Annotated in this window: 17 protein-coding genes; 7 read left to right on the forward strand and 10 right to left on the reverse strand. The window is 63.2% G+C overall.

Annotated elements, in window-relative coordinates:
- Nucleotides 1–51 precede the first annotated feature (51 nt).
- Entirely contained in the window at nucleotides 52–1401 is a 1350-nt protein-coding gene (gene pmbA, locus ACYCAX_RS09215) for a metalloprotease PmbA (protein ID WP_015475823.1), read from the forward strand.
- Between the two features lie 67 nt (nucleotides 1402–1468).
- Here pmbA and ACYCAX_RS09220 read toward each other — a convergent pair whose 3' ends face one another.
- The 10 genes from ACYCAX_RS09220 to ACYCAX_RS09265 form a co-directional block, all read right to left on the reverse strand.
- A complete protein-coding gene (locus ACYCAX_RS09220) occupies nucleotides 1469–1741 on the reverse strand; it encodes an HPr family phosphocarrier protein (RefSeq protein ID WP_015475824.1) in 273 nt (90 codons plus the stop codon).
- 32 nt (nucleotides 1742–1773) lie between these two features.
- Nucleotides 1774–2631: an RNase adapter RapZ gene (gene rapZ / locus ACYCAX_RS09225; protein ID WP_015475825.1), complete on the reverse strand. Its 858-nt coding sequence runs from the start codon at nucleotides 2629–2631 to the stop codon at nucleotides 1774–1776.
- Nucleotides 2632–2633: 2 nt separating this feature from the next.
- A complete protein-coding gene (ptsN, locus tag ACYCAX_RS09230) occupies nucleotides 2634–3098 on the reverse strand; it encodes a PTS IIA-like nitrogen regulatory protein PtsN (protein ID WP_015475826.1) in 465 nt (154 codons plus the stop codon).
- A gap of 9 nt (nucleotides 3099–3107) precedes the next feature.
- Entirely contained in the window at nucleotides 3108–3416 is a 309-nt protein-coding gene (gene hpf, locus ACYCAX_RS09235; protein ID WP_015475827.1) for a ribosome hibernation-promoting factor, HPF/YfiA family, read from the reverse strand.
- A gap of 78 nt (nucleotides 3417–3494) precedes the next feature.
- Nucleotides 3495–4997 (reverse strand): RNA polymerase factor sigma-54, encoded by a 1503-nt coding sequence (locus ACYCAX_RS09240; RefSeq protein WP_460247850.1) that lies wholly within the window; start codon nucleotides 4995–4997, stop codon nucleotides 3495–3497.
- Between the two features lie 241 nt (nucleotides 4998–5238).
- On the reverse strand, nucleotides 5239–5964 hold the full coding sequence (gene lptB / locus ACYCAX_RS09245) for an LPS export ABC transporter ATP-binding protein (protein ID WP_294974764.1): 726 nt from the start codon (nucleotides 5962–5964) through the stop codon (nucleotides 5239–5241).
- The gene (lptA, locus tag ACYCAX_RS09250) at nucleotides 5964–6500 is read right to left on the reverse strand and encodes a lipopolysaccharide transport periplasmic protein LptA (RefSeq protein WP_015475830.1); all 537 of its coding nucleotides are present in this window, start codon (nucleotides 6498–6500) and stop codon (nucleotides 5964–5966) included. The genes lptB and lptA overlap by 1 nt, the downstream gene beginning before the upstream one ends.
- Nucleotides 6487–7059, reverse strand: coding sequence for an LPS export ABC transporter periplasmic protein LptC (gene lptC / locus ACYCAX_RS09255; protein WP_015475831.1), 573 nt, complete (start codon nucleotides 7057–7059; stop codon nucleotides 6487–6489). Before lptC ends, lptA begins: the two co-directional genes overlap by 14 nt.
- Before the next feature lie 8 nt (nucleotides 7060–7067).
- On the reverse strand, nucleotides 7068–7592 hold the full coding sequence (locus ACYCAX_RS09260; protein ID WP_015475832.1) for a KdsC family phosphatase: 525 nt from the start codon (nucleotides 7590–7592) through the stop codon (nucleotides 7068–7070).
- Entirely contained in the window at nucleotides 7593–8567 is a 975-nt protein-coding gene (locus tag ACYCAX_RS09265) for a KpsF/GutQ family sugar-phosphate isomerase (RefSeq protein WP_294974773.1), read from the reverse strand.
- Nucleotides 8568–8807: 240 nt separating this feature from the next.
- Between ACYCAX_RS09265 and ACYCAX_RS09270 the strand changes: the two genes are divergently transcribed.
- From ACYCAX_RS09270 to ACYCAX_RS09295, 6 genes are all read left to right on the forward strand, one after another.
- Entirely contained in the window at nucleotides 8808–9617 is an 810-nt protein-coding gene (locus ACYCAX_RS09270; RefSeq protein WP_015475834.1) for an ATP-binding cassette domain-containing protein, read from the forward strand.
- A complete protein-coding gene (gene mlaE / locus ACYCAX_RS09275; RefSeq protein ID WP_015475835.1) occupies nucleotides 9617–10414 on the forward strand; it encodes a lipid asymmetry maintenance ABC transporter permease subunit MlaE in 798 nt (265 codons plus the stop codon). Before ACYCAX_RS09270 ends, mlaE begins: the two co-directional genes overlap by 1 nt.
- Nucleotides 10414–10887, forward strand: coding sequence for an outer membrane lipid asymmetry maintenance protein MlaD (gene mlaD / locus ACYCAX_RS09280; RefSeq protein WP_015475836.1), 474 nt, complete (start codon nucleotides 10414–10416; stop codon nucleotides 10885–10887). The genes mlaE and mlaD overlap by 1 nt, the downstream gene beginning before the upstream one ends.
- A gap of 11 nt (nucleotides 10888–10898) precedes the next feature.
- A complete protein-coding gene (locus ACYCAX_RS09285) occupies nucleotides 10899–11552 on the forward strand; it encodes a Tgt2/MlaC family protein (RefSeq protein WP_015475837.1) in 654 nt (217 codons plus the stop codon).
- Entirely contained in the window at nucleotides 11549–11857 is a 309-nt protein-coding gene (locus tag ACYCAX_RS09290; protein WP_015475838.1) for an STAS domain-containing protein, read from the forward strand. Before ACYCAX_RS09285 ends, ACYCAX_RS09290 begins: the two co-directional genes overlap by 4 nt.
- A gap of 110 nt (nucleotides 11858–11967) precedes the next feature.
- Complete coding sequence (locus ACYCAX_RS09295) at nucleotides 11968–12207, forward strand: BolA family protein (protein WP_015475839.1); 240 nt, start codon at nucleotides 11968–11970, stop codon at nucleotides 12205–12207.
- Nucleotides 12208–12215: the final 8 nt, after the last annotated feature.

Genomic DNA, 12215 nt, shown 5'->3' on the forward strand with positions numbered 1-12215 from the left:
CGCCGTCGCCCGAGCGCGATGTCGCCGGTACATGAACAGGAGAGGCACGTAATGAGCGAACACAACCCGGCGGTCAGCCCGGACGTCCTTCCCGAGCTGCGCGAGCAGGTCGAGCGGATCATTGCCGAGGCTTCCCGGCAGGGCGCCAGCGCCTGCGAGGTGGCGGTTTCGGTGGAGCAGGGATTGTCCACGTCGGTGCGCCAGGGCGAGGTGGAAACCGTCGAGTTCAACCGTGACCAGGGTTTTGGCATCACCCTGTATGTCGGCCAGCGCAAGGGTTCGGCGAGCACTTCGGCCACCGGCGCCGATGCCATCCGTGAAACCGTGGCGGCGGCGCTGGCCATCGCCAAGCACGCCTCCGAGGACGATTGCGCCGGTCTTGCCGATCCGGCGTTGATGGCCCGGGATCTGCCGGACCTGGACCTCTACCACGCCTGGTCGATCACACCGGACCAGGCGGTGGAACGCGCTCTGGCCTGCGAAGCGGCGGCCTTCGCCGCGGATGCGCGAGTGACCAAGGCTGACGGCACCACGGTGAATACCCATCAGGGGTGCCGCGTCTACGGCAACAGCCACGGTTTCGTTGGCGGCTACGCGAGCACCCGGCACAGCCTGAGCTGCGTGATGATCGCCGAAGGCGAAGGGCAGATGCAGCGCGACTACTGGTACGACGTGAACCGTCGCGGTGAACTGCTGGCCACTCCCGAATCCATCGGTCGCCGTGCCGCCGAGCGCGCCGCCAGCCGCCTGGGTGCGCGACCGGTAGCGACCGCGGAGGTGCCGGTACTGTTCGCGCCGGAGATGGCGGTGGGGCTGTTCGGTCACTTCCTGTCGGCGATTTCCGGCGGCAGCCTGTACCGCAAGTCGTCGTTCCTCGAAGGGACGCTGGGGCAGCGCCTGTTCCCCGAGTGGCTGACCCTCGACGAACGTCCCTTGCTGGCCGGTGCGCTGGGCAGCGCCTCGTTCGACAGCGATGGCCTGGCTACCTATGCCAAACCTTTCGTCGAAGGCGGCGATCTGGTGTCGTACATCCTCGGCACCTATTCCGGCCGCAAGCTGGGCATGCCGAGCACCGCGAATGCGGGCGGTGTGCATAACCTGTTCGTCAGCCACGGTGACGAGGACCAGGCCGCATTGATCCGTCGTATGGGCCGGGGGCTGCTGGTGACCGAGCTGATGGGGCAGGGGGTGAACCTGGTGACTGGCGACTATTCCCGTGGCGCCGGCGGCTACTGGGTGGAGAACGGTGAAATCCAGTTCCCGGTGCAGGAAGTCACCATCGCCGCCAACCTGCGCGATCTGTTCCGCAACATCGTGGCCATTGGCAATGACATGGAGTTCCGCGGCAATCTGCACACCGGCTCCGTGCTGGTGGAGCGTATGACCGTCGCCGGCAACTGATTCGCCAGCCATGAAAAAGCCCGCCATCTGGCGGGCCTTTTCATTCGGGCAAGGCCACTTCGGGCGCTCATTCGCCTTCGTCGAAGTAGTTGTTGATCAGCTCGGTCAGTGCGTTCAGCGCCTCGTTTTCCTGGTCGCCTTCGGCGGCGATATGCAGGTTGGTGCCTTTGCCGGCAGCCAGCATCATCACGGCCATGATGCTCTTGCCGTCGACGGTGCTTTCCGGGTTGCGTCCTACGCGAATCTGGCAGGGGTAGCGTCCCGCCACGCCGACGAATTTGGCTGCTGCACGGGCGTGCAGACCAAGCTTGTTGATGATGGTGATTTCGAGGGCGGGCATCGCGAGGGGCTGTCCTTTGTTGTGTGTTGCTACTAGCTCAGGTCGCGGTGGCGAATCTGCACGTTGGTGAGGCTTTCCTTGAGGGCCTTGCCGATGCGTTCGGCCAGGTAGGTCGAGCGATGCTGGCCACCGGTACAGCCGATGGCGATGGTGACATAGGCCCGGTTGCTCGCGGCGAAGCGCGGCAGCCACTTGTTCAGGTAGCCGAGGATATCCTGGTACATCTCCTCGACGTCGGGTTGCGCGGCCAGGTACTCCTGGACATCCGCGTCGAGCCCGGTGTGTTCGCGCAGCTCGGGCTTCCAGTACGGATTGGGCAGGCAGCGCACGTCGAACACCAGGTCGGCGTCCACCGGCATGCCGCGCTTGAAGCCGAAGGACTCGACGAGGAAGGCGGTACCCAGTTCGGGTTTGTTCAAGAGGCGCAGCTTGAGCACGTCGCGCAGCTGATAGAGGTTCAGGTTCGTGGTGTTGAGCTTGAGATCGGCCAGGTCGGCGATCGGCGCCAGCAGGTACGCCTCGTCTGCGATGGCTTCGGCCAGCGAGCGACTGTCGCTGGTCAGCGGGTGGCGCCGGCGCGTCTCGGAGAAGCGCTTGAGCAGCGTCTCGTCATCGGCATCGAGGTACAGCACGTCGCACTGGATGTGCTTGTCGCGGGCTTCCTGCAGCAACTCGGGGAAGCGCTGCAGCTGGCTGGGCAGGTTGCGCGCGTCGATGGAGACGGCGACCTGCGGGTGCAGCAGTTCGGTGTGCAGCAACGCACGTTGCGCCAGGTCCGGGAGGAGGCTGGCGGGCAGGTTGTCGATGCAGTAGAAACCGTTGTCCTCGAGCACGTTGAGTGCGGTGCTCTTGCCCGAGCCGGACCGTCCGCTGATGATGATCAGGCGCATGATCAGTGGCCGTTCTGGAAGTCCACGACGATCCGGTACAGCTCTTCGCCGTTGGCGGCGTGGCGCAGGCGGTCACGGACGTCGGAACGGTCGAGCATGGAAGCAATCTGCCGAAGCAGCTCCAGATGCTCTTCGGTGGCGGCTTCCGGCACCAGCAGGACGAACAGCAGATCGACCGGCGCGCCGTCGAGGGCGTCGAAGTCGACCGGGGCGTCCAGGTGCAGGATCGCGCTGATGGGGGACTGGCAGCCGGGGAGGCGGCAGTGCGGAATGGCGATGCCATTGCCGAATCCGGTGGAGCCCAGGCGTTCCCGAGCCACCAGGTTTTCGAAGATGTCTTGCGCATCGAAACCTGGTAGCTCGCGAGCTACCAGGTTTGCGATTTGTTCAAGGACGCGTTTTTTACTGCCGCCCGGCACGTTCACCAGGGAACGGCCGGGGGTCAGGATTTGCTCGAGTCGAATCATAGGGAAGGGTTAACGGACGCCAACACCCTGCTGGCGTTCGAGGTATTTTTCCTTGTGCTTGATCAGTTGGCGGTCGAGCTTGTCGGTGAGCAGGTCGATGGCTGCGTACATGTCTTCATGTTCGGCACAGGCCACCACCTCACCCCCTGCGATATGCAGGGTGGCTTCGATTTTCTGCTTCAGTTTCTCGACCTCCATGATGACCTGAACATTGGTGATCTTGTCGAAGTGGCGCTCCAGTCGTCCGAGTTTTTCGACGACATAGTCGCGCAGGGCGTCGGTCACATCCAGTTGATGTCCACTGATGTTGACTTGCATACCGCTTTCTCCTTATTGCCCGTGTATAAGTGGCAGGTTAGGTGGCCTGCCGCCGGAACACTTTGGCGTGGATCAACGTCATACCAGTCGCTTGCGTTCGCTGGAGGGAGCAATCCCCAAGGACTCCCGGTACTTGGCGACGGTGCGACGTGCCACTTGAATGCCCTGTGCTTCCAGTAAACCAGCGATCTTGCTGTCACTCAATGGCTTTTTCGGACTTTCCGCCGCGACCAGTTTCTTGATGATGGCGCGGATCGCGGTGGACGAGCATTCGCCGCCCTCGGCGGTGCTGACGTGGCTGGAGAAGAAGTACTTCAGCTCGAAGATGCCACGCGGGGTATGCATGAATTTCTGCGTGGTGACGCGCGAGATGGTCGACTCGTGCATGCCCACGGCTTCGGCGATGTCGTGCAGGACCAGGGGCTTCATCGCCTCCTCGCCGTATTCGAGGAAACCGCGCTGGTGTTCGACGATCTGGGTCGCCACCTTCATCAGCGTCTCGTTGCGGCTCTGCAGGCTCTTGATGAACCAGCGCGCTTCCTGCAACTGGTTGCGCATGAAGGTGTTGTCGGCGCTGGAATCCGCCCGGCGCACCAGGCCGGCGTACTGCGAGTTGACCCGCAGGCGCGGCACGGCTTCCTGGTTCAGCTCTACCAGCCAGCGGTCGTTGTGTTTCCGGACGATGACATCCGGCACCACGTATTCGGCTTCGCCGGACTCGATCTGCGAGCCGGGACGCGGGTGCAGCGACTGGATCAGCTCGATGGTCTCGCGCAACTCGTCTTCCTTGAGCTTCATGCGCCGCATCAGTTGGCTGTAGTCGCGGCTGCCGAGCAGGTCGAGATGATCGGAGACCAGCTTCAGGGCCTCGGTCAGCAGGTAGGTCTTGGCCGGCAACTGGCGCAGTTGCAGCAACAGGCATTCGCGCAGGTTGCGTGCGCCGACGCCGGCGGGTTCGAGTTGCTGCACGCGGCGCAGGACGACTTCCACCTCGTCCATCTCCACGCCCAGTTCCGGGTCGATGGAGGCGAGGATGTCGTCGAGGGACTCTTCGAGATAACCGTCGTCGTTGATGCCGTCGATGATACTCAGGGCGATCAGGCGGTCGGTGTCGGACATCGGCGCCAGGTTGACCTGCCAGAGCAGGTGGCTCTGCAGGCTTTCGCCAGCGGAGGTGCGGGCGGTGAAGTCCCACTCGTCATCGTCGCTGCTGGGCAGGCTGCTGGCGCTGGTCTGGTAGATGTCTTCCCAGGCGGTATCGACCGGCAGCTCGTTAGGGATGCGCTCGGCCCACTGGTCCTCGTCGAGGCTGTCGACGCTGGGGGTAGTGTTTTCCTGGAAGCTGTCCTGCGAGTTGCTGCTGGCGCCCTGGGCGGCGGAGTCGTCGCCGTCGGCCATTGGGTCGCTGTTGTCGTAGTCGTCGCCGTCTTCCTGACGTTCCAGCATCGGGTTGGACTCCAGGGCTTCCTGGATTTCCTGTTGCAGGTCCAGCGTGGAGAGCTGGAGCAGTCGGATGGCCTGTTGCAGCTGCGGAGTCATCGTCAGCTGCTGGCCCATCTTGAGGACGAGCGATGGTTTCATGGCTGGAACTAGGCACCTTGTTCGCTGGCGCAGCAAGCGCCATATCCACGACTACGGACGCCTGGGCGCCGCGAGGAAGCAAATTATATGCCTGAGTCTGGACGCTTTGCCTAGGGTCTGTCGACCTTTCGTTACAACCTGAGTATCGGGCAGGCTCGAGACGGCAGAATGCACGGCGCCGGACACAGGTCCGGGCCGTCGTGGAACGGGGCGAGGCGCCGCCGGAAGGGCGGCTTCCGGGTCAGAGACGGAACTCGTGGCCCAGATAGACTTCCTTCACCAGGTCGTTGGCGAGGATGGTCTCGGAGCTGCCCTCGGCGATCAGTTGGCCGTCGTTGACGATGTAGGCGGTTTCGCAGATATCCAGCGTCTCGCGGACGTTGTGATCGGTGATCAGCACACCGATGCCCTTGGCCTTGAGGTGATGGATGATCTGCTTGATGTCGCCCACGGAGATCGGGTCGACGCCGGCGAAGGGTTCGTCCAGCAGGATGAACTTCGGTGCGCTGGCCAGGGCGCGGGCGATTTCCACGCGGCGCCGCTCGCCGCCGGACAGGCTCATGCCGAGGTTGTCGCGGATGTGGTGGATGTGGAACTCCTCGAGCAGGCTTTCCAGTGCTTCCTGGCGACCGGCGCGATCCAGGTCGCTGCGTGTTTCGAGGATCGCGCTGATATTGTTGGCCACCGACAGCTTGCGGAAGATCGAGGCTTCCTGCGGCAGGTAGCCGATGCCGGCACGGGCGCGGCCATGCATGGGCAGGTGGGTGACGTCCTGGTCGTCGATGCGTACCACGCCCTGGTCGGCGCGGACCAGGCCGACGATCATGTAGAAGCAGGTAGTCTTGCCCGCTCCGTTGGGGCCGAGCAGGCCGACGATCTGTCCGCTGTCGATACTCATGCTGACGTCGCGGACCACTTGCCGGCTTTTGTAGCTCTTGGCGAGGTGCTGGGCGGTGAGCGTGGCCATTACTGCGCTTGATCCTGCTTTTTCTTGGGCTGGATGACCATGTCGATACGCGGGCGCGGCGTGGTCACCTGGGTACCGGTGGCGCGGCCTGCGTTGACGATCTGGCGCTGGGTGTCATAGACGATCTTTTCGCCTTCGAAAGTGTTGCCTTCCTGGATCACCTTGGCCTGGTCGATCAGCACGACACGGTTCTGGGTGACGAAGTACTGGATCGTCAGGCCGTAGGCCTTGGTGATTTCCTTGTCCGGCGCGGGCTTCTGTTCGAAGTAGGCGGGCTTGCCCACCGAGGTGACGACCTCGATGTCGCCGTTCTTGTTCTGCTTGAGCGTGACGGTGTTGCCGGTCAGCTTCATGCTGCCCTGGGTCACCACCACGTCGCCGCGATAGACGGCAACGCCTTGCTTGTCATCCAGTTCGGCGCTGTCGGCCTGGACGCGGATAGGCTGTTCCCGGTCGGTGGGAAGGGCCCAGGCGGCGGAGCTGCCGATGGCGGCGGCGAGGCTGAGGAGAAGGGGGAGGGTGTTAACGAGCCTCATGCTGACCTCTTACGTTGGACAGCAGGATCATCCGGCTGTCTTTCAGATACGCTTTCATTCCATTGGCCGTGGTGACACCGTTGGGTTCGGTGATCTTCACCGGCTGGTCAGTCTGCGCATAGTCCTTGTCCGGGAACACCGTCATGCGGGTCGTGTTGAGCAGCAAAGTGCGCTGTTGCGCATCGGTGCGCGCCACGCGCACGTCGTCGATCAGTTCGACCTGCTTGCCCTCGGGGCCCACCTCGGCGCGAACGCTCTGGACATGCCACGGCTCGGGTTCCTGTTCGCGGTAGAAATACAGGTCGGGCGTGGTGACCAGGGTCACGTCGGTCGCTTTCAGGTGCTCCAGTTTGTCTGCGGTCATCTCGTAGGCGAGCGTACCGTCGACGCGGTACTGCACGCTGTGGGCGTTGACCGCGTAGAAATCGATGGCGTCATTGGTCTGCGACTTGAACTGGCGCTCGTTGAAGTCCAGGCGGACGTTCCAGTAGTAGCCGAGCGCAATCAGCAAGACGGCGATCAGGACGAGCAGCAGCTTCTGGCGGAGTGTCTTGGGCATATTCGGCTCTAGAGGTACGCGCTTTGCGCGGCTTCGAGATTGCCCTGGGCGCGCAGGATCAGCTCGCAGAACTCGCGTGCCGCACCTTCGCCGCCGCGCGCCTGGGTGACGCCGTCGGCATGCTGGCGAACGAACGGGTCGGCGCTGGCCACCGCCATGCCCAGGCCGGCGCGGCGAATAGCCGGCAGGTCAGGCAGGTCATCGCCCAGGTAGGCAACCTCCTCATAGCCTAGACCGAGTTCGGCCAGCAGATGATCGAGGGCGACCAGCTTGTCTTCGCGGCCCTGGTACAGGTGATGGATCCCCAGGTTCTGTGCACGACGTTCGACCACCGGGCTTTGCCGGCCGGTGATGATCGCGGTGCGTACGCCCGAGGCGATGAGCATCTTGATGCCGTGGCCGTCCAGGGTGTTGAAGGTCTTGAACTCGCTGCCGTCGGGCAGGAAGTAGAGCTTGCCGTCGGTCAGCACGCCATCGACGTCGAAGACCGCCAGGCGAATAGCCTTGGCGCGCTGCAGCAGGTCGGCGCTCATTCAGATCACTCCCGCGCGGGTCAGGTCGTGGATATGCAGGACACCCACCGGATGGTCCGTGTCATCGACGACGACGAGGACGCTGATCTTGTGGTCGTCCATGATTTTCAGGGCTTCGGCGGCGAGCATGTCCGGGCGGGCGGTCTTGCCGTGCACGGTCATCACCTGGTCGATGGTCACCTGGCGCACGTCCAGGCCTTTATCCAGGGTGCGGCGCAGGTCGCCGTCGGTGAAGAGACCGGCCAGTGCGCCGTCCTCGTTCAGGACGATGGTCATGCCCAGGCCCTTGCGGGTCATTTCCAGCAGTGCGCCGCTGAGCGAGGTGCCCAGCAGTACCTGGGGCAGTTCCTCGCCGACGTGCATCACGTTCTCGACCTTGAGCAGCAGGCGGCGGCCCAGCGCGCCACCCGGATGCGAGAAGGCGAAGTCCTCGGCGGTGAAGCCGCGGGCTTCCAGCAGGGCGATGGCCAGGGCGTCGCCGAGCACCAGCGAGACGGTGGTCGAGGAGGTGGGGGCGAGGTTCAGCGGGCAGGCTTCCTGTTCGACGCTGGCGTCCAGGTTGACGATCGCGGCCTTGGCCAGCGGCGACTCGGGATTGCCGGTCATGCTGATCAGAGTGATGCCCAGACGCTTGATCAGGGGCAGCAGCGTGACGATTTCAGCGGTCGAGCCGGAGTTGGACAGGGCGATGACTACGTCGTCACGGGTGATCATGCCCATGTCGCCGTGGCTGGCTTCGGCCGGGTGCACGAAGAACGCGGGCGTACCGGTACTGGCCAGGGTGGCGGCAATCTTGTTGCCGACGTGCCCGGACTTGCCCATGCCGACCACCACTACGCGACCGGTACAGGCCAGCAGCAGCTCGCAGGCCTGGGTGAAGTTCGCGCCGATGCGCGCCAGCAGTGAGTCCACGGCGTCGCGCTCAAGACTAATGGTGCGTTGCGCGGAGTGGATGAAATCGTGATTCTGGCTCATGTTCGAAGGGCGTGGGGCGAAATGAAGGGCGAGATTATAACGGGAAAGCGTCAAAGGCTCATCAAACACGTTGTCAATGTGAGCGTATTTTGCTGAACCCTTCCTTAACGACCCCGGTGCGGGCCTTGGGGCGTCGCTTGCCGGAGTGCTATAGTTCGCGGCCGTTCGGCCTGTCGCGCCGCGCCGTACTCTCGTTGTGGGGGCGGGCTACAGGGACAGTGCCGTGATGCAAGGAGTTCTATGAGCACGAACGACCAATACGCTGTCGAATTGAAGGGGCTGACCTTCAAGCGCGGCCAGCGTGCGATTTTCGATAACGTGGACATCCGCATTCCGCGCGGCAAGGTCACCGGGATCATGGGCCCTTCGGGTTGCGGCAAGACCACCCTGCTGCGGCTGATCGCCGCCCAGTTGCGCCCTGCCAAGGGCGAGGTGTGGGTCAATGGGCAGAACCTTCCCACCCTCGGTCGTGGCGATCTGTTCGACATGCGCAAGCAGTTCGGCGTGCTGTTCCAGAGCGGCGCGCTGTTCACCGACCTGGATGTCTTCGAGAACGTCGCCTTCCCGCTGCGGGTGCATACCCAGCTTCCTGAAGAAATGATTCGTGACATTGTCCTGATGAAGTTGCAGGCCGTGGGCCTGCGCGGGGCGGTGGAATTGATGCCGGATGAGCTGTCCGGCGGCATGAAGCGCCGCGTGGCGCTGGCGCGGGCGATCGCGCTGGACCCGCAGATACTCATGTACGACGAGCCCTTCGTGGGTCAGGACCCGATCGCCATGGGCGTTCTGGTGCGCCTGATCCGCCTGCTCAACGATGCGCTGGGCATTACCAGCATCGTGGTGTCGCACGACCTGGCGGAGACGGCCAGCATCGCTGACTACATCTATATCGTCGGCGACGGCCGCGTGCTCGGGCACGGTACGCCGGACCAACTGCAGCAGCTCGACGATGCGCGCGTGCGCCAATTCATGAAGGGCATCCCCGACGGTCCCGTGCCATTCCATTATCCTGCCCGCGATTATCGCGCCGATCTGCTGGGAGAACGCTGATGCGCAAGACTTCACAGCTCGAGCGAGTCCGACTGCTCGGGCGCGCGGGCCTCGATGTCCTCGAGGCGCTCGGCCGTTCGACCCTGTTCCTGGTCCATGCGATCTTCGGTCGTGGGGTTCACAGCGGGGCCTTCCAGTTGCTGATCAAGCAGCTGTACGCCGTGGGCGTGCTGTCGCTGGCGATCATCGTGGTGTCCGGGCTGTTCATCGGCATGGTGCTGGCCCTGCAGGGCTACAACATCCTGGTGAGCTATGGTTCGGAACAGGCGGTTGGGCAGATGGTGGCGCTGACCCTGTTGCGTGAACTGGGACCGGTGGTGACGGGTCTGTTGTTCGCAGGACGCGCCGGTTCGGCGCTGACCGCCGAAATCGGCAACATGAAGTCCACTGAACAACTGTCGAGCCTGGAGATGATTGGCGTCGATCCGCTCAAGTACATCATCGCGCCGCGCCTGTGGGCCGGTTTCATCTCCATGCCTCTGCTGGCGGCGATCTTCAGCGTCGTCGGCATCTGGGGCGGGGCGATGGTCGCGGTGGACTGGCTGGGTGTGTACGACGGTTCCTACTGGTCGAACATGCAGAACAGCGTGCAGTTCACCAAGGACATCCTCAATGGTGTGATCAAGAGCGTGGTGTTCGCCTTCGTGGTGACATGGATCGCCGTCTTCCAGGGCTATGACTGCGAGCCCACCTCGGAAGGTATCAGCCGCGCAACGACGCGCACCGTAGTCTATGCCTCCCTGGCCGTGCTGGGGTTGGACTTCATCCTGACCGCTTTGATGTTTGGAGACTTCTGATGCAAACCCGCACCCTGGAAATCGGTGTAGGCCTGTTCATTCTGGCCGGTCTGCTGGCCCTGTTGTTGCTGGCCCTGCGGGTCAGCGGTCTGACCATTGGCGATTCGGGCGATACGTATAGGCTATACGCCTATTTCGACAATATTTCCGGTGTCACCGTGCGCGGCAAGGTGACGATGGCCGGTGTGACCATCGGCAAGGTCACCGCGATCGATCTGGATCACGACACCTACCGCGGGCGCGTGACGATGGAGATCAATCGCCAGGTGAACAACCTGCCGGACGACTCCACCGCCTCCATCCTCACCGCCGGCCTGCTGGGCGAGAAGTACATCGGTATCAGCGTCGGCGGCGACGAGGAGTTGCTCAAGGATGGCGATACCATCAAGGACACCCAGTCCGCCCTGGTGCTCGAAGACCTGATCGGCAAATTCCTGCTGAATTCGGTCAACAAAGACGATTCGAAGAAATGAGGATTCATCCCATGCTGAAAACCTTGCGTCGTGGCCTTCTGGTCGTGCTCGCCGTGCTGCCGCTGTTCGCCCAGGCCGAGCAGACCGCTCAGCAGGTGGTGCAACAGACCGTCGACAGCCTGTTGAGCGATCTGCAAACCAACAAGGCGTCTTACAAGACCAATCCCCAGGCGTTCTACGACACCCTGAACCGCATTCTCGGCCCGGTAGTGGATTCCGAGGGCATCGCCAGGGGTGTGATGACCGTCAAGTACTCCCGCCAGGCCACTCCGGAGCAGATCAAGCGCTTCGAGGAAACCTTCAAGAACAGCCTGTTCCAGTTCTACGGCAATGCGCTGCTCGAGTACGACAACCAGACCATCCGCGTGCTGCCGTCCGCCGGCAAGCAGGATCCGGAGCGTACCTCGGTCAACATGGAAGTGGTCGGCTCCAATGGTGCCGTGTATCCGGTGCAGTACACCATGGTCAACCAGGGCGGCGCCTGGCGCCTGCGTAACGTGATCATCAACGGCATCAATATCGGCAAGCTGTTCCGCGACCAGTTCGCCGACTCCATGCAGAAGAACCGCAACGATCTGGAAGCAACCATTGCCGGTTGGGGGCAGGTTGTCGCCAAGGCCAAGGATGCAGCCAAGGGCCAGCCGTCGGAAGGCGGCGCCCAATGAGTCAGGGCAGCGTCACCGAGCGCGCTGCCGGCGAGTTGGCACTGGCCGGCGTGCTGGACTACAGCACCGGGCCTGGGCTGCGTGAGCAGGGTGGTCGGCTGATCGCCGCGAGCAAGGCCGGCGCCCTGCGCCTGGATTGCTCGGCGGTGGAGCGCTCCAGCAGCGTCGGTTTGTCGCTGCTGTTGTCCTTCACCCGTGACGCACACAAGTCTGGCAAGACGCTGCAGATCGTCGGAATGCCCCGGGACATGCAGGAAATCGCCAAGGTTGGCGGTCTCCTGGAGATCCTGCCGCTGCAGCACTGAATCGCGAAGAAGGCCCTCTGTCCGCGACTTCCCCTGGCGGGGTTCGCAGGCGGAGGGCTTTTTTGTATCATGGCCGACCCGCGCGCGTAGGGCGCCGAACGAGGTTGAGCATGCAGGCCGTAGAAGTCAAAAACTTCCTGGAATCGAAACTTCCAGGTACCCAGGTTGAAGTGGAAGGTGAAGGCTGCAACTTCCAGTTGAACCTGATCAGTGACGAGCTGGCCGGCCTGAGCCCGGTAAAGCGTCAGCAGCAGATCTATGCCCACCTGAACGAGTGGATCGCCTCGGGCGCCATCCATGCCGTAACCATGAAATTCTTCAGCCGCGCCGCCTGGGCCGAGCGTTCCTGAGCCCACGG

The organism is Pseudomonas sp. MT3 (assembly GCF_054720805.1).